General features: G+C 29.1%; 16 protein-coding genes and 1 tRNA gene. 5 read left to right on the top strand and 12 right to left on the bottom strand.

The genetic code is table 11. From position 1 onward, the window contains the following. Positions 1–49 precede the first annotated feature (49 nt). Together ACTTAR_RS05760 and aroB are read left to right on the top strand one after the other, a co-directional pair. Positions 50–562 carry a shikimate kinase gene (locus tag ACTTAR_RS05760; RefSeq protein WP_440697936.1) on the top strand — a complete coding sequence of 171 codons (513 nt, stop codon included), beginning with the start codon at positions 50–52 and terminating at the stop codon, positions 560–562. Next, positions 549–1,667 carry a 3-dehydroquinate synthase gene (aroB, locus tag ACTTAR_RS05755; protein WP_440697935.1) on the top strand — a complete coding sequence of 373 codons (1,119 nt, stop codon included), beginning with the start codon at positions 549–551 and terminating at the stop codon, positions 1,665–1,667. The genes ACTTAR_RS05760 and aroB overlap by 14 nt, the downstream gene beginning before the upstream one ends. Here the strand turns inward: aroB and ACTTAR_RS05750 are convergent. Continuing rightward, positions 1,644–1,904, bottom strand: a complete 261-nt coding sequence (locus ACTTAR_RS05750) for a BolA/IbaG family iron-sulfur metabolism protein (protein WP_440697934.1) — start codon at positions 1,902–1,904, stop codon at positions 1,644–1,646. The two genes, aroB and ACTTAR_RS05750, sit on opposite strands and share 24 nt — an antisense overlap. A 17-nt stretch (positions 1,905–1,921) precedes the next feature. On the opposite strand from ACTTAR_RS05750, the gene ACTTAR_RS05745 reads away from it, so the two are divergent. From ACTTAR_RS05745 to ACTTAR_RS05735, 3 genes are read left to right on the top strand one after another with little or no spacing between them, the layout of a single operon-like run. Further along, the gene (locus ACTTAR_RS05745) at positions 1,922–2,455 is read left to right on the top strand and encodes a J domain-containing protein (protein WP_440697933.1); all 534 of its coding nucleotides are present in this window, start codon (positions 1,922–1,924) and stop codon (positions 2,453–2,455) included. Next, a complete protein-coding gene (gene cobS, locus ACTTAR_RS05740; protein ID WP_440681285.1) occupies positions 2,439–3,413 on the top strand; it encodes a cobaltochelatase subunit CobS in 975 nt (324 codons plus the stop codon). The genes ACTTAR_RS05745 and cobS overlap by 17 nt, the downstream gene beginning before the upstream one ends. Next, on the top strand, positions 3,414–5,213 hold the full coding sequence (locus ACTTAR_RS05735; RefSeq protein ID WP_440697932.1) for a cobaltochelatase CobT-related protein: 1,800 nt from the start codon (positions 3,414–3,416) through the stop codon (positions 5,211–5,213). On the opposite strand, the gene ACTTAR_RS05730 is transcribed toward ACTTAR_RS05735, so the two are convergent. The 11 genes from ACTTAR_RS05730 to ACTTAR_RS05680 form a co-directional block, all read right to left on the bottom strand. Then, positions 5,210–6,490, bottom strand: a complete 1,281-nt coding sequence (locus ACTTAR_RS05730) for an ActS/PrrB/RegB family redox-sensitive histidine kinase (RefSeq protein WP_440697931.1) — start codon at positions 6,488–6,490, stop codon at positions 5,210–5,212. The genes ACTTAR_RS05735 and ACTTAR_RS05730 overlap by 4 nt on opposite strands. Before the next feature lie 2 nt (positions 6,491–6,492). Beyond that, positions 6,493–8,550, bottom strand: coding sequence for a DNA gyrase subunit B (locus ACTTAR_RS05725; RefSeq protein WP_440697930.1), 2,058 nt, complete (start codon positions 8,548–8,550; stop codon positions 6,493–6,495). A gap of 114 nt (positions 8,551–8,664) precedes the next feature. Next, positions 8,665–8,754, bottom strand: a tRNA-Ser gene (locus ACTTAR_RS05720). A gap of 2 nt (positions 8,755–8,756) precedes the next feature. Further along, on the bottom strand, positions 8,757–10,565 hold the full coding sequence (gene lepA / locus ACTTAR_RS05715) for a translation elongation factor 4 (RefSeq protein ID WP_440681290.1): 1,809 nt from the start codon (positions 10,563–10,565) through the stop codon (positions 8,757–8,759). Between the two features lie 5 nt (positions 10,566–10,570). Then, positions 10,571–12,979: a phenylalanine--tRNA ligase subunit beta gene (gene pheT / locus ACTTAR_RS05710; RefSeq protein WP_440697928.1), complete on the bottom strand. Its 2,409-nt coding sequence runs from the start codon at positions 12,977–12,979 to the stop codon at positions 10,571–10,573. Beyond that, positions 12,976–14,043 (bottom strand): phenylalanine--tRNA ligase subunit alpha, encoded by a 1,068-nt coding sequence (gene pheS / locus ACTTAR_RS05705; RefSeq protein ID WP_440681292.1) that lies wholly within the window; start codon positions 14,041–14,043, stop codon positions 12,976–12,978. Before pheS ends, pheT begins: the two co-directional genes overlap by 4 nt. 40 nt (positions 14,044–14,083) lie before the next feature. Next, positions 14,084–14,440: a 50S ribosomal protein L20 gene (rplT, locus tag ACTTAR_RS05700; protein WP_440633264.1), complete on the bottom strand. Its 357-nt coding sequence runs from the start codon at positions 14,438–14,440 to the stop codon at positions 14,084–14,086. Between the two features lie 2 nt (positions 14,441–14,442). Then, the gene (gene rpmI / locus ACTTAR_RS05695; protein ID WP_440681293.1) at positions 14,443–14,649 is read right to left on the bottom strand and encodes a 50S ribosomal protein L35; all 207 of its coding nucleotides are present in this window, start codon (positions 14,647–14,649) and stop codon (positions 14,443–14,445) included. A gap of 53 nt (positions 14,650–14,702) precedes the next feature. Continuing rightward, entirely contained in the window at positions 14,703–15,248 is a 546-nt protein-coding gene (gene infC / locus ACTTAR_RS05690) for a translation initiation factor IF-3 (protein WP_075484372.1), read from the bottom strand. Further along, positions 15,249–17,165: a threonine--tRNA ligase gene (gene thrS, locus ACTTAR_RS05685; protein ID WP_440681294.1), complete on the bottom strand. Its 1,917-nt coding sequence runs from the start codon at positions 17,163–17,165 to the stop codon at positions 15,249–15,251. Further along, positions 17,166–18,320 carry a glycosyltransferase family 4 protein gene (locus ACTTAR_RS05680; protein WP_440681295.1) on the bottom strand — a complete coding sequence of 385 codons (1,155 nt, stop codon included), beginning with the start codon at positions 18,318–18,320 and terminating at the stop codon, positions 17,166–17,168. It abuts the gene before it with no gap. Positions 18,321–18,349 lie beyond the last annotated feature (29 nt).

Below are 18,349 nucleotides of genomic sequence, written 5' to 3'. Positions count from 1 at the left end.
AATTAATTTCAAATTAAGACATATTTGTGTTTTTTCAATATTTTAACTTATGAAATCAAAAAAAAATCTTGTTTTTTTAGGTATGATGGGTTCAGGAAAGAGCTCTATAGGCTCTTTAGTTGCAAAAAAATTTAAATTAAATTTTCTTGATATAGATAAGGAAATTGAAAAAAATTTAAACACAACAATCAGAAAAATATTTGAAACAAAGGGAGAGGAATACTTTAGAAAAGTTGAAGAAAAAATGACTCTAAAAAAGTTAAAACTTAATTCAACAGTTATCTCTCTTGGGGGAGGTGCATTTGCAAACAAAAATATTAGAAATGAAGTTTTAAAAAATCATTTTTCATTTTGGCTAAATTGGAGTGATAAAATTTTAATTGAAAGGATTAAGAATAGCAAAAAAAGACCTTTAACAATAAATGCAACAGATAATGATTTAATTGAATTAATTAAAAAACGAACTAACATTTATTCAAAAGCTTTATATGAAATTAAATGTGATAATTTGACAAAAAATGAAATTGTAAACAAAATTCAAGAAATTTATGAAGCCAATTAAATTGAAAATTAAAACTAAAACTCAAAATTATCCAATTATAATTGGATCAAATTTAATATCTAAATTTTCTCAAATAAATAAACAAAACTTTTTATCATTCAATAAGTGCCTTCTTGTTGTTGATAAGAATGTTCCAAAAAAATTTATTACTGAAATAAAAAAATCTCTGAAAAAAAATGAAGTTTTTATTTGTTTTTTTAAAGCTAATGAAACTAATAAAAATTTTCCTATTATAAATAAGATAATAGATACACTATTAAGCAAAAACTTCTCTAGAGAAGATTGTTTAATTTCTATTGGTGGAGGTATTACCGGTGATGTCAGTGGCTTTGCAGCAAGCATATTTAAAAGAGGAATGAAATTTATAAATGTACCAACTACACTTTTGTCCCAAGTAGATTCCTCAATTGGAGGTAAAACTGGAATAAACTCTAGTCATGGGAAAAACTTGATTGGTAGTTTTTACCAACCTAATTTAGTTTTATCAGATATTAATTTTCTTAAATCTCTTCCAAAACGAGAAATAGCTTGTGGTTATGGTGAGATTTTAAAACACTCTCTGATCAATGATAGAAAGTTTTTTCATTTTTTAAATAAAAATGTAAATAAAATTCTTCAACTGTCATCACCTATAATTGAAAAAACAATTTATGAGAGTTGTAAAATTAAAAAAAGTGTAGTTGAAAAAGATGAGAAAGAAAAAAATTTAAGGAAAATTTTGAATTTTGGACATACTTTTGGGCATGCTTATGAAGCAAGTTTAAATTATAGTAAAAAACTAAATCATGGAGAAGCGGTTATACTGGGTATGAAAACTGCATTGACCTATAGTTTTAATTTAAAATTACTTAACAAGAGAGATTTTGAGCTAATAATAAATCATATCAATAATTTAAACCTTACAAATTCTATAGATAAATTTTTTACAGTAAAATATTTAAATAAAATATTATTTTTTATGACAAAGGATAAAAAAAACAAATCTCAAAAAATTAGTTTAGTACTTTTAAAAAAAATTGGATCTCCTTTAATAAACAAAGAATTTTCAAAAAATAAGTTAAAAATATTTTTAAATAATTATTTAAGAAATAAAAATTTGGATTGAGTGTATCGTTTCTTTGAGTTCTTGATCTAATATTTTGTAAATTTTTTTATTACTTTCAATTCTACCCAGATTTTTTAATTCATCAGAAACTATATTTAATTTTAGGTGAAACTTTCCCTCTTGATTTCCTTTATGTTTTTTGTGTAAAAAAGATTTATCCTCAATTTCAATATTTTGAATATTAATTTTATCTGATAATTTTTTTTTTATAATTGCAATTAATTCATTTATATCCATATAATATTCCTTATATCATGAAAAATATATGTGATTGGAATAATTGTAAGGAAATTGGCGAATACAAAGCACCAATCGAAAAAGATAACAGCAGAAAGTATAGAATGCTTTGCCTTGAACACGTGAAAGAATTTAACAAAAATTGGAATTACTTTTCAGGAATGAGTGATAATCAAGTTATTAATTTCTTAAAATCAGATATGACGTGGCACAAACCTACACAAAATTTTAGTTCTTCTGATAATTTTTTTAAAGTTCTTTGGAATACAACATTAAAAGATGAGTTTGATAAAGATAAATTTAATGGAGACTATAACCACATGCGTCAATTTAAATTTGATCATAAAGATATAAAAGCATTTGGAATACTGGGTATAACAGTGGGTTTAAAATGGAAAAAAATACAAGAAAAATTCAAAGTGCTTGTTAAAAAATTTCACCCTGATATGAATGCCGGAAATAAAAAATACGAGGAAAAATTAAAATTAATAACTTTAGCTTACACGCAACTTAAAAACACTTATAGAGAAAAAATTGACACCAAATCTTGATATTAAACCTGATATAAAAGTCTCTTTAAAACAATCATTTGGAATTGATTCTGAAATGGAAGTTGATGCTTTTTCAAAAAAAAGTGAATACGTTCCTGAAATAGATAAAAATTATAAATTTGATAGGGATACTACCCTTGCAATCATTTCAGGATTTGCATTTAATAAAAGAGTTTTGGTGCAAGGATATCACGGTACTGGAAAATCTACCCATATAGAACAAATAGCTGCAAGACTAAACTGGCCTTGTATCCGTGTGAATTTAGATAGCCACGTCAGCAGAATAGATTTAATTGGAAAAGATGCAATTGTACTTAAAGATGGAAAGCAAGTAACACAATTTAATGAAGGAATTTTACCTTGGTCAATTCAAAATCCAGTTGCATTAGTATTTGATGAATATGATGCAGGAAGACCTGATGTAATGTTTGTTATTCAAAGAGTATTAGAAGCTGAAGGAAATTTTACTTTACTAGATAAAAATAAAGTAATTAGTCAGAATAAATATTTTAGACTATTTGCAACTTCAAACACTGTAGGTCTTGGTGATACAACAGGTCTATATCATGGAACTCAACAAATTAACCAAGGTCAAATGGACAGATGGAACATTGTTACTACACTAAATTACTTAAGTCTTGATAGAGAAATGGATATAGTTTTGGCAAAAAATAAAAATCTAAATAACCCCAAGGGTAAAGAAAAAGTTGCTAACATGATCAAAGTTGCTTCCTTAACTAGAAAAGGGTTTATTGCAGGAGATATATCTACAGTCATGAGTCCAAGAACTGTTCTTCATTGGGCTGAAAACTCAGAGATTTTTAAAGATACTGGATATGCTTTTAGAGTTACCTTTTTGAATAAATGCGATGACATAGAAAAAAACACTATCGCAGAATATTATCAAAGATGTTTTGGTGAAGAATTGCCCGAATCTTTGATAAATATTCAAATCTAAATGAGTAGTAAAGAAACAAACTTAAAAGAAAAATTTAGAATTGCCTTAACATCAACAGCTAAAGTTATTGCTGATGATTTTGAAATAAACAATAAATCTTCTGAAGATAAAAAAGCTCAAGAAATCAGTTCTTTAGAAGTAGATACTCTTAATAGCCCAAGTGATTTTATTAAATTAAGAGCTGAAACAGACTCAAAAGCACTCAAAAAGAGATTCTCTGATGATAAAATTTATAAAAAAAATTTACCTTCTAATACCTCTTCAAGATCTTTGTATAATATAGCTGAAAAAATTAGATATGAAGTGATAGGAGGAAAAATGTTAAAAGGAATTCAAAAAAATTTTTCTGAAAACTATAATCAAATAATTAATCGTAAAAGGAAAGATCAACTTAAAACAAAAGAAGATATCCCTGTGTCGGAGGCATTTGAGTTATATATGCTCAAGCACTTTCACAATATAGAATTAAACTCTTTAACAAGTAAAATGCTTAATTTCTGGGAAAAAGATTTTGAGCAATCAATTGAAAAACATAAAGAGTTTTTGCTAGAAAACTTAGAAGATCAAAACACTTATAGTTCAAAGTTTTCTCAAATATTAGAGGACATGGATATTTTTCAAAGTGATGAAGAAGATAAAGAAGAGGAAGAAAATCAAGACCAAGGTCAGGACAATCCATCAAATGATGATCAAAATAAAGATAACGAGGACAATAAAGATGAAAACAATGACCAAGAAACAGAAGCCTCTGTTGATGCTGATTATAGTATAGATGAATTTAATGTAGATGAACAATTGTCAGATGTAGAATCTGATGAACAAAATTCTGAGCAAGTAATTCAAAAAAAAATTGATAATGTTAATCTTGATTATAAAATATTTACAACTCAATATGATGAAGTAGTCAAAGCTGAGAAATTAGAAAATGCAGATGAAGCTACTAAGTTGAGAAAAAATTTAGATCAACAATTGATTGCTTTTCAGGACGTAATTACTAAATTAGCCAATAAACTTCAACGACAATTACTTGCGAAACAAAATAGAGCTTGGGAATTTGATTTAGAAGAGGGTTTACTAGATAGTTCAAAATTACCAAGAATTATAATGGATCCATATAATTCTCTATCTTTTAAAAAAGAAAAAGATCTTGATTTCAAAGATACTGTTGTAACTTTACTTATAGATAATTCTGGATCTATGAGAGGAAGACCTATTACTATTGCAGCTATATGTGCTGATATTCTTTCAAGAACACTTGAAAGGTGTTCTGTAAAAGTAGAAATTTTAGGATTCACTACAAAAAATTGGAAAGGTGGGCAAAGTAGAGAATTTTGGACCAGAAACTCAAAACCAAAAACTCCTGGAAGACTAAATGATTTAAGACATATCATTTATAAGGGTGCTGATACTCAATGGAGACAAGCTAAAAATAATTTAGGCCTGATGTTAAAAGAAGGTTTACTAAAAGAAAATATAGATGGTGAAGCAATATCATGGGCATACAATAGGATTAAAAAACGAAAAGAGGAAAGAAAAATTTTAATGGTAATTTCTGATGGAGCACCAGTGGATGACTCAACTCTTTCAGTAAATTCTGGAGATTTTTTAGAAAAACATTTAAAAAAAATGGTTAAATTTATTGAAAACAAATCTGATATTGAAATATTGGCAATCGGAATTGGTCATGATGTTTCAAGGTATTATGATAAAGCTATAAAAATTACTGATGTAAATGAGTTAGGAGATGTAATGATATCTCAGCTAAGCTCTTTATTTGAAACAAAGAAAAATTATCATTAAATATTAAAGAGATCTTTATTTTTCCATCTTATTATTACTTCTGCCCCAGTTCTAGTTTTTGAATTTCTACAAGTAACAAAGGCAAAGTTTTTCTCTAATAAAGTTTTTCCTATAAAAAGACCTAATCCTAATCCAGTTTTTGATTTATCTTGAGAATTGTCTGATTTTAAATATGGCTCACCAATTTTTGATAAAATATCTCTAGGATATCCCTCACCATCATCCTCAATGCTTATTTCAGTAATTTCACTATCACTTTTTAAATTTATAAAGATATTTACATGTGCAAATTTATTAGCATTTCCAATAAAATTTCTTAATCCATAAACAATTTCAATAGACTTGGTAATTTTTTTCGGATTAGAATCTTGATCAATATTTAAAATAAAATTTTTGGAACTTATTTCTTTAAAAGATATAATAATTTCATTTAAATAATCTCTTAAAGATATGTCTTTATCAATAAACTCATCTTCCTCAACTGGATTTAAAGTTAATCGCTTTAAGATTTCATTACATCTTTCAACTTGGCTAGATAGTAATTTAATATCTTTTTCAACATCTTCTTTGCCTTCAAATTGTTTTACTAAATCTTGTGTAATTATTTTTATAGTTGAAAGTGGTGTACCTAGTGAATGGGCGGCGGCAGCAGCTTGACCACCCAGTGATAAAAGCTCGTGTTCTTTTGCCATTACCTCTTCCATTTTAGTAAGTGCCTCTTTCCTTAATCTAGTTTGTGTCCCAAATGTCATTGCAAAATAGTTTAAAAAAATAAGAGCAATTAATAAAGCAACCGGAATAGAATAATAATAATACGGACTTACATAAAAATTTTCGTTTAGTGGTGATGGTAGTTCTGTAGAGTAAAAAGTTAAAAAAATAATAGAAAAAGCTGTTAAAAATACAAGTAATGTATTTGTTCTAAAACTCAAATTAGAAGATGAAAATACACTTGGAATTATTATAAAAATAACAAAAGGATTAATTATTCCACCTGATAAGTAGAGTAAAATTGCAAGTTGCAAAATATCAATAACCAAAAATATGAATGCTGATCGATCTGATAATTGAGTTTTTTTATAAATGAAAATTAAATAAAAATTACTAATAATGCCAAATAAAATAACTAGGTTTGATATAAGAAAGTCAAATTTAAAATTTAATACAAAATATACGAAATTTACTGCAATTAATTGTCCAATAATTCCAATCCATCTTAAACTGATATAAGTAGATTTTTTAAAAGAATGATGTTTCGAAGTTTCAAAAAACTTCATTTTTAAATATCAAGATTTTTTACATTAATAGCATTAGAAACTATAAAATCTTTTCGTAAGGCAACATCATTACCCATTAGTGTGTGTATTAAACTTTGATCTTTTTTTAGATCTTTTGAATACTGTACTTGTAATAAATTTCTAGTTTCTGGATCTAATGTGGTATTCCACAACTCTTCTGGATTCATTTCACCAAGCCCTTTAAATCTTTGAATATTCATTTTTGATTTTTCTAAATCTAAAGCATTAGAATATTCTTTTGATCCTTTCTTTAATTTTTTTAAATCTTTATTATTCATAACAATGTAATCTTCTAATTCTTTCTCATCCTTAATATAAATGCCTTTAGATCCTTTATTGATTTTAAACAGTGGTGGTTGAGCTAAGTATACATGGCCATTTTCAATTAATTTATTAAATGGTTTGTTATTAAAAAAAGTTAATAGCAATGCTCTTATATGAGAACCATCTACATCCGCGTCGGTCATAATAATAATTTTGCCATATCTTAGATCTTTTAAATCTATTTCTTGAGACTTTGGATCTAGGCCCAATGCGTTAATAAGTGTTACAATTTCATTTGAAGAAATCATTTTTGCTAAAGCTTTAGTTCTTTGATCAGAGCCATTGCCATTTCCATTTTTTTTCAAATTTACATCTTCAACATATGTATTTAAAATCTTACCTCTTAACGGTAATACGGCCTGATTAGCTCTATTTCTTCCCTGTTTAGCTGAACCACCCGCTGAATCACCCTCAACAATAAACAATTCTGTGCCTTCTTGCTTTCCTATTTGGCAGTCAGCTAATTTCCCAGGTAAACCACTTAATTCTAGTGCTCCTTTTCTTCTAACATTTTCTCTAGCTTTTCTAGCGACATCTCTTGCCATAGCTGCCTGAATAACTTTCGCTAGAACTATTTTTGCAATAGATGGGTTTTGATCAAACCATATAGATAATTTTTCATTAACCAGTGTTTCAACAATCATTCTTACTTCTGAGGAAACTAATTTATCTTTGGTTTGAGAAGAAAACTTTGGATCTGGGATTTTTGTTGAAAGAACACATGTTAAACCTTCTTTAATATCATCTCCAGATATAGCTAATTTATTTTTTTTTAATAAATTATTTTCATTTGCATACTTATTTACTACTCTTGTTAGTGCACTTCTAAAACCTAATAAATGAGTTCCACCATCTTTTTGATAAATATTATTTGTATAAGGAAATATATCCTCTGCATAACCAGCATTCCATTTTAAGGAACATTCTATTTCGATATTATTTTTTTTACCTTCAATATAAATTGGTTTTCTAAAAAGATCATTGCCATTTTTATTTTGCAGCTTTTCTCTTTTTTCATCTAAAAAATCTACAAATTCAAGCACACCTCCATCAAATTTAAATTCAGATGTTTTTTCTTTTTTTTGACTAGCATCAGTAAAAATTATTTTTATACCCTTGTTTAAAAATGCTAGCTCTCTCATTCTTTTTATTAAAATATTTGCGCTAAATTTTATTGAGGAAAAAATATCCTTTGAAGGCAAGAATGTAATTTGGGTACCAGTATTTTTAGACTTACCAATAACTTTTAAAGGGGATTTTGCTTCACCATTTTTAAATTCAATATAATGTTTTTTTCCATCTCTATTGATTTCCAATTGTAATTTTTCTGATAATGCATTTACAACCGAGACTCCAACTCCATGCAGCCCACCAGAAACTTTATAAGAATCATGGTCAAATTTTCCTCCAGCATGAAGTTGAGTCATAATAACTTCTGCTGCAGATTTTTTTTCACCTTTGTGCATGTCAACAGGGATACCTCTACCATCATCATTTACAGTAATTGTTCCATCAGAGTTAATTCTTACATTAATATTTTTACAATGACCTGCTAATGCCTCATCTATAGAATTATCAACAACCTCATAAACCATATGGTGTAAACCTGTTCCATCGTCAGTATCACCTATATACATCCCTGGTCTTTTTCTAACTGCTTCAAGACCTTTTAAAACTTTGATGGAATCTGCTTGGTATGTATTTTTGTTTGTCATTTTTTAAATTTTGGAAAAAATTAATTATAACATTTTTTCAAAAAATTGCTGATTTATCTTACTATTAAAGCCATTAAATGGATAAATTAATGTGGAAAAACTTAACTTATTTAATGGCGGAGAGAATGGGATTCGAACCCATGAAAGAATTGCTCCTTTACACGCTTTCCAAGCGTGCGCCTTCAACCACTCGGCCACCTCTCCAGTTATTTTTCTTTTGAAATTTTAAGAACACCAATAAATGCCTCTTGAGGTATTTCCACTCTTCCAAATTGTTTTGATCTAGCTTTACCTTTTTTTTGTTTTTCTAATAATTTTCTTTTTCTATCTGTTGCTCCACCACCGTGAATTTTTGTTAAAACATCTTTTTTAAAACCTTTGATAGTTTCTCTTGCAATAATTTTTCCACCAATTGCAGCTTGAACAGGAATCATAAAATTATGTCTTGGAATTAGGTCTTTTAGTTTTTCACAAACTTCTCTCCCAGTTTTTTGAGCAAAATCTTTATGTATCATCATAGCTAGAGCATCAACAGGTTCGCCATTCACTAAAATACCTAGTTTTACTAGATCACCTTCTCTGTGCTCAATTATTTCATAATCAAAACTTGCATATCCACTTGTCATTGACTTAAGTCTATCGTTAAAATCAAACACAACCTCATTTAAGGGAAGTTCATAATTTACTACAGCTCTATTCCCTGAATAGCTAAGGTTTGTTTGTACTCCTCTTTTGTCCTGACACATTTTAATTATTGAACCTAAGTACTGATCTGGAGTAATAATAGTTGCCTTAATCCAAGGTTCTTCAATATATTTTATTAATGTAGGATCTGGTAAGCTTGATGGATTTTGCAAATCCATAGTATCACCATTATTCAAATGAACTTTATAAACTACTCCAGGAGTTGTTGTTAATAAATTAACATCAAATTCTCTTTCAAGTCGCTCTGTTACAATTTCTAGATGTAGTAAACCTAAAAATCCACATCTGAATCCTAAACCTAAAGCTGAAGATGATTCTGGTTCAAAAGAAAAGCTTGCATCATTTAATTGTAACTTTGCTAAACCATCTTTTAATTTTTGAAACTCTGAGCTATCAACAGGGAATAATCCACAAAATACTACAGGTTTACTTGGTTTAAAACCTGGTAAAGCTTCTTTCAATGGTTTTGTTGCGTCACAAATTGTATCTCCAACTTTTGTTTCTGATAACACTTTTATTCCTGTTGTGATAAATCCTATTTCTCCTGTTTTTAATTCAGTGATATCAACTGGCTTTGGAGTAAAAACACCAACTTTTTCAACGATATATTCTTGATTTGTAGACATCATTTTGATCTTCATGTGTTTAGAAAGTTTTCCATCTATAACTCTAACTAATATGACAACACCTAAATAAGTATCGTACCAACTATCGACTAGTAAACATTTTAAATCCGATGAACTTTCTCCTTTTGGTGCTGGTAAAGTCGTTATAATTTGCTCTAAAATATCTTCTATTCCTTCGCCAGTTTTTCCAGAACACGGAATAGCATTCTCAGTATCTATCCCGATAACTTCCTCAATTTGCTTTTTTGTTCTCTCTAAATCAGAAGCTGGTAAATCTACTTTATTTAATACTGGGACAATTTCATGATTTGTATCTAATGCCTGATAAACATTTGCTAAAGTTTGAGCCTCAACCCCTTGAGTACTATCTACAATCAAAATTGAACCTTCACACGCATATAATGATCTACTTACTTCATAGCTAAAGTCTACGTGGCCTGGAGTATCTATAATATTTAAAATATATTCTTTTCCATCTTTAGCTTTATAATTTAGCTTTACTGTTTGCGCCTTAATTGTGATGCCTCTCTCTCGTTCAATATCCATTGAGTCTAAAACTTGAGCTTTCATCTCTCTTTCAGTCAAACCACCACAACTGTGAATTATTCTGTCTGCAATAGTAGATTTTCCATGATCAATGTGTGCAATGATTGCAAAATTTCTTATATTATCGATTGAACTCATTGGCTTTAGGATCGAATTTTAGCGCCAGTTTTATTTTCTACTGTTTCTATAATTGATTTATTGATTTGATCTAAATCAGCATCTTTAAGAGTTTTTTCTTGAGATTGAATTGTAACACTGATTGCAATTGATTTTTGATTTTCTGGAATATTATCACCTTCATAGACGTCAAAAACTTTAATGTTAGAAATCAATTTTTTATCAACATTTGAAATAACATTTACTAAATCTTGAACATTAATTTTCTTATCGACTATAAAAGCAAAATCCCTTTCTGACTTTTGGTAATCTGAAACAGAATATTTTGTTTTTTGATCTTTTAATGATTTTTTTGGTAATTTTAAATTATCAAGAAATATTTCAAAACCTACTAGTGACTCTGTTTTCATATCAATTTCCTTAATGATATTCGGATGAATTTCACCAAAGTATGCAGCTAGACTTTCTTTGCCTCTGTTCAAAAATAATCTTCCTGATTTACCTGGATGATAATAATCAGGGGTTTCATCATCAATAAAAAATTTTTCTGAATCATAGCCTGCTTCAACTAAAGTTTGAACTACATCTTTTTTAATATCAAAAACATCAACATTTCTCTCTTTTTCTAACCAAGAAAGACGTGATTTTTTTCCAGCAGCTAATCCACAAACTACTGTATTTTGTTCACCAGGTTTTTTTCCAAAAAATGTTGGGCCAATTTCAAAAATAGATAAATCTTTAATTCCTCTATCTATATTTTTGCTCATATACATAATTAAATTAGAAAATATTGAATTTCTTAAAACTCCTAATTCTGAACTTATAGGATTCACAATTTTTAATTCTTCTTTTTGACCTTTAAAATGGTTATTATATTTTGAGTCCGTAAAAGACCATGTAATAGCCTCCAAATAACCCTTTGAAGCAACAGATCTTTGAAGAAAATGAAACAGTTTTTGAGTTTGTGTTAAAGTAGATTTTTTTCTTTCTTTGATTGGCTCTTCAATCTTTATCTTATCATAGCCAACTATTCTTACCAATTCCTCAACAACATCTATTTCCTGAGAAATATCTGGCCTCCAGGATGGTACGGTTAATTTAAAAACCTTTTTATCTTTTTTGCATTTAAAACCTAAGTTGTCTAAAATTTTTAACATATCTTTTGTTAAAATTTTAAAACCTGTTACTTTTTCAAATGAATTTGGATCAAATTTAATTATTTGATTTTTAAATTTACTAATTTTTTGAATATCTATCTTACTAATTTCACCACCACAAATTTCTTTAATTAAAAATGCTGCTTTATTTAAACCTTCTTCAATTGACAATTGGTCTATTCCCCTTTCAAATCTAAATTTTGCATCTGTATCAATATTCAATTTTTTTGCTGTTCTTCTGATTGATCTTGGATCAAAATAAGCTGATTCAATTAAAACATTTTTTGTATCCATCTCAGTTCCAGATCTTGTGCCTCCAATGATACCTCCAAGTCCTAGCACACCATTGTCATCACTAATTACACACATATCATCTTCAAGCTTATATTTTTTGTTGTCTAATGCTGTAAACTCTTCTCCAGATTTTGAGTTTCTAACAATTATTCCTTTTTCTATTTTATCAGCATCATAAGCGTGTAATGGACGATTAATGTCTATCATTACATAATTTGTAATATCAACTATTGCTGAAATAGGTTTTTGACCTATAGAAATTAATTTATCTTTCAACCACTTTGGGCTTTCGGTATTTTTTACATTTGTTATTAAGCAGCTTCCAAAAGAAAAGCATCCTTGATTTTTTTCGTTCGTGATTTTAACATTAACTGTTTGAGATTTTTTTGATTTTATTTTTTGTTCTCTAATCTGCTTTAATTTACCAAAACCAGATGCTGCTAAATCTCTAGCTATTCCTCTAACACCAAGACAATCCGGTCTGTTCGGAGTGATAGATAAATCAATTAAATTTGAGCTTGATTGTGTAAAAAAACTTTTTCCTATACTTTTGTTATATTTCGAAGATGAAAGCTCAGTAATTCCATCACTTTCATCAGACAAATTTAGTTCAGATTCTGAACAAAGCATTCCATAAGATGTAACGTCTCTAATTTTAGCTATTACCAATTTAGTTTTATTTTTTGGTATAACCGCACCAGGAGGAGCGTAAACAGTTATCAAACCTTCTCTAGCATTTGGTGCGCCACATACAACCTTCTTTACTTCATTTTCGCCTACATCAACATCACAAACTTTTAAACGGTCTGCATTGGGATGTTTTTCGGTTTTTAAAATTTTTGCTACTTTAAATAAATCTAAACCTTCAGCTAAATTATCAACACTTTCAACTTCAAGTCCAATATCAGTTAATTTCTCAAGTAACTTTTCTTCCTTGGCACTTACAGTTAAATGATCTTTTAACCAATCAAATGTTATCTTCATCGACTTAATCCTCTATAATTTGTAGGCACGTCAAGAGGATCGAATCCAAAATGATTTAACCATCTGTAATCACAATCAAAGAAAGCTCTTAAATCATTGATACCGTATTTTAACATTGCAAGTCTATCTATTCCTATGCCAAATGCATATCCTTGGTATTTAGCAGGGTCAACTTTGACATTTTTTAAAACGTTTGGATGAACCATTCCGCAGCCCAAAATTTCAAGCCATTGATCTCCCTCTCCTATAATAATTTTGCCATCTTTAATTTCGTAACCAATATCTACTTCTGCAGATGGTTCAGTAAAAGGGAAATGGCTTGGTCTAAATCTCATTTTAATTTTTTCCACTTCAAAAAACTCTTTAATAAAATAATTTAAACATCCCTTCAAATGACCCATGTTAATATTTTTATCTATATGGAGGCCCTCAACCTGATGAAACATTGGTGCATGTGTTTGATCACTATCTGATCTATATGTTCTACCTGGAGCAATAATTTTAAAAGGTGGTTTATCTTTTAACATTGTTCTAATTTGAACAGGTGAAGTGTGTGTCCTTAATAAAACTTCCTTATTTTCATCTAAATAAAAAGTATCATGCATGTCACGAGCTGGATGATTATCTGGAGTGTTTAGCGCTGTAAAATTATTATATTCGTTTTCTACATCTGGTCCTTCTTCCACGCTAAAACCTATTTCTGAAAATATAGATGAAATCTCATCTATAGTTTGAGATACAGGATGAATTTTTCCTCTAACAAAAGGTCTTTCAGGTAGAGTTATATCAACTTTTTCTTTTTCAAGTTTTTGATTAATTTCTTTTGTTTCGATTTCTTTGATTTTTTCCGAAATTAAAGATTGAAGTTCATCTTTTATTTTATTCAAATCTGCTGCAAATCTTTTTCTATCAGACTCTGGAATTGATCCTACAGTTTTAAATAAAGATGAAATTTGACCATTTTTACCAAATAAGTCTGTTTTGATTGAATTGATTTCATCTAGGCTTAATCCGTTTTTAAGCCTTGATACAAATTGATCTCTAATATTTTTTATGTCTGACATATTAGTAGATTATTTCCTTAAGAAATAAAAACAATAGAGATTAATTTAAAGCGGATTGAGCTTTTTGTACAATTGTTTTGAACGCTTCTGGACTATCGTAAGCAATTTCTGCTAAAATTTTTCTATCTATTGCAACACCACATTTACTTAAACCATTAATAAATTTTGAATAAGTCATTCCCTCAGCTCTTACACCTGCATTAATTCTTTGTATCCATAATGATTTGAAGTCTCTTTTTTTATTTCTTCTATCCCTATAAGCATACTGCATGGATTTTTCCATTGCTTGCTTTGCAACTCTGATAGTATTTTTTCTTCTTCCCCACTGACCTTTTACAGCTTTTAATACTTTTTTATGTTTTGCTTTACTGGTTACACCTCTTTTAACTCTAGCCATTATTAACCTCTTAAACTGTACGGCATATATGATTTAACAATTTTGCCGTCTTGTTTTGACAAAGTTGTAGTGCCTCTAAGTTTTCTTATTTGTGAATTCGTTCGTTTAATCATGCCGTGTCTCTTACCTGCCTGAGCAGACATAACTTTGCCTTTAGCAGATACTTTAAATCTTTTTTTTGCTGAGCTTTTTGTTTTTAATTTTGGCATAATTCTGCGGACTTATACAAAGAATGTTGAAATTTTACAACCTCTATTAAAGCTTATAAAGGTTGAATTACCATAATCATTTGCTTGCCATCAAACTTAGGGTGCAGTTCTACCTTGCCAATATCCTTCATATCTTCTTTAATTTTGCCCATTAACTCGTTACCTAAATGAGAATGCTGAAGCTCTCTACCTTTAAATCTTATTGTAAATTTAACTTTGTCTCCTTTTGCTATAAATTTCTTTGCATTTTTAACCTTAAATTCATAATCATGCGTTTCAGTAACGGGTCTCATTTTAATTTCTTTTAATGAAACTATTTTTTGTTTCTTTTTTGCAAGATTTGCTTTTTTTTGAGCATCATATTTATACTTACCCATATCCATAATTTTACAAACAGGTGGGTTTGCATTTGGTGCAATTTCAATTAAATCCAAACCTTGGTTTTTTGCCATTGAAATAGCTTCATTAGTGTTCATCACTCCAAGATTTTCTCCATCACTTGCGATAACTTGAACATCGGGTGAAGATATACGGTTATTAGACCTTGGACCTCTATCTTTTGTTCTTCTTTGAAAATAGTTTTGTTTGAAATCTGCCACTTAGTTTGATGATGCTTTGTTTAAAGCAGAGAAAGTTTTTAAAAATAAGTTTATATCCATATTTTCTTGTTTAGTAGAGTCTAATCTTCTAATCGTTACTGAATTGGAGTCAACTTCTTTTTTACCACAAATTAATAAAAGAGGTATTTTTGCTAAAGAATGATCTCTAATTTTATAGTTTAAATTATTGTTTTTAATATCAACAGCAGAACTTATACCTGCATCTTTTATTTTTTTAGACACTTCTATTGCATAATCATTAAATTCTTCTGAAATGGGAATTACCATTGTTTGCAATGGGGAGATCCAAAAAGGAAATTTACCAGCATAATTTTCAATTAATATTCCGATAAACCTTTCTAAAGAACCAAATAGCGCTCTATGAAGCATAACAGGAACTTTTTTTGTTCCGTCTTTATCAACGTAGGATGCATCTAATCTTCCAGGTAAATTTAAATCAACTTGTAAAGTTCCACATTGCCAATCTCTACCAATAGCATCTCTTAAAACAAATTCTATTTTTGGACCATAAAATGCACCTTCACCTTTATTAATACTATATTCTAACTTAGAGGCTTTAACTGCTTCAAGAAGTGAAGCTTCTGCTTTGTCCCAAACCTCATCATCTCCAACTCTAACCTCTGGTCGATCTGCATATTTTAAAATTACATTTTCAAAACCAAGGTCTTTGTAAATATCCAAAATTAAATTTGTCACATTTAAACACTCACTCGTAATTTGATCTTCTGAGCAAAAAATATGTGCATCGTCTTGCGTAAAAGCTCTTACTCTAAGTAAACCATGTAAAGCACCCGATGGCTCGTAACGATGAACCTTGCCAAATTCTGTTATACGTAATGGAAGATCTCTATAACTTTTCAATCCCTGATTAAATACTTGTATGTGACCAGGACAATTCATTGGTTTAATTGCAAACACTTTTTCATCAGGAGTTTCTGATGTATACATATTTTCCCCATATTTCTCCCAGTGACCAGATTTTTCCCATAATTGTCGGTCTAAAATTTCAGGTGTATTCACCTCTTTGTATCCAGCAGCATCTTGTCTACTTCTCATATAGTTGATTAATTTTTGGAATAATGCCCATCCTCTCTCATGCCAAAATACTGAGCCAGGACTTTCTTCTCTGAAATGAAACAAGTCCATTTCTTTTCCTAATTTTCTATGGTCTCTTTTTTCTGCCTCTTCTATTCTTTTTAAATACTCATCCAAATCTTTTTGAGAGGCCCAGCTTGTACCATAAATTCTTTGAAGCATTTCATTATTTGAATCACCTCTCCAATAAGCTCCAGAAACTTTCATTAATTTGAAGTATTTTCCAATTTTACCTGTTGAAGAAAGATGTGGTCCTCTACAAAGATCATGCCAATCTCCATGAAAATAAATTGAAACATCTTCATTCTCCGGTATTGCTTCAATTAACTCAGCTTTATAGATCTCACCTTTGTTTTTAAAATGATCTATTGCTTTATTTCGGTCCCAAACTTCCCTTTTAGTAATCTCGTCTCGATCAACAATTTCTTTCATTTTATTTTCAATCATTGTTAAATCATCTTCTGTGAACGGATCTTTTCTAGCAAAATCATAATAAAATCCATTTTCAATTACAGGACCAATCGTAACTTGTGTTCCAGGGAATAATTCTTGCACTGCCATTGCCAATATATGAGCAGTATCATGTCTAATAGTTTCCAGCCCCTCAGGATTTTTAGATGTAAAAATTTTTACAGAACAATCTTTCTCAATTAAATGCTCTAAGTCTTTTAACTGACCATCTACGCTTATTACCATTGCTTGTTTAGCTAATGATTTGCTAATTTTTTCTGCTACTTCTAATCCAGTAACTTTATTTGGGAAATTAATATTATTTCCGTCGGGTAATGTAATTATAGGCATTTAATTTATTAATCTTTTATACTCTGAATAAGTAGAAAAGCACATTTTTTCAACATTAAATTTTTGAACTATATTTTTTCTTCCTTCAATACCAATTAATTTTAATTGAGTTTCGTCAATTGTCAGAGTTTTCAAAATTTTCTGACTTAAAGACTTTGCATCACCAGCTTCAAATAAATAGCCTGTTTTTTCATCAACAACAGTCTCATTAGAACCGCCAATATTACTAGCAATTATTGGTTTCTCCATAGACTGGGCCTCCACAGCAACTCTACCAAAAGCTTCTGGTTCAATAGAAGCTGAAACAATTATATCAGAAACTTTGTAAGCTAATGCCATATCTTTACAGTGATCGATAAATCTTAGCTGTTTAGTCAATCTATATTGTTCTGAAAGTCTGATTAGTTTTTTTTTGTACAAATCTCGTCCCTGATCACTTCCAAGGATAACAGCATAAAACGCCTCATAACCTAATTCAATATTTACAAGATTAATTGCTTCAATAAATACCTCTTGTCCTTTCCAGGTAGTTAGTCTACCAGGCAAAAGTATAATTTTTTTATCTTTTTCAATTTCCCATTGTTTTAATAATTTTTCCTCTTCAGTTTCAAGTTTTGTGGTAGGGTCAAAGTAATCAATATTTATTCCTCTAAATACTACTAATAGTTTTTTTTTTTGATTTAAGTAATTTGAATAATTTTCTTTGATGTGTGAAAAAATAAAATTTGATCCTGCAATAATTAAATCAGATCGAACCATTACTGAATTATATAATTTTTTCAAATTACTTTTAAAATTATAAGTGCCGTGAAATGTAGTCACAAACTTTCTACTTGTTATCTTAGAGGCTATTAAACAAGACCATGCAGGCGCTCTACTTCTAGCGTGTACTATCGAAATATTATTAAATAAAATGATAAAAATTAAAATTATTGCATTAATTAAGATTAATATTGGGTTTTTACTTTGAACTGGAAGTCTAAAAACTTTTACTTTATTTTTATCTACAAATTTAAGTAACTCACCACCACTAGTAACAATAAATGATTTACAACCGTTCTCTGGCAAATAGTGAGCAATATCATAACAACCAGTCTCTGCACCACCATATCCAAGTTTTGGAATTACTTGCAAAACTTTTAAATTAGATGACATTTGATATGATTATATATTAATTACCAATT

The sequence above is a fragment of the Candidatus Pelagibacter sp. HIMB1709 genome (assembly GCF_052047635.1).
Lineage (GTDB): Bacteria > Pseudomonadota > Alphaproteobacteria > Pelagibacterales > Pelagibacteraceae > Pelagibacter.
This window is presented reverse-complemented; position numbering and strand designations above follow the sequence as displayed.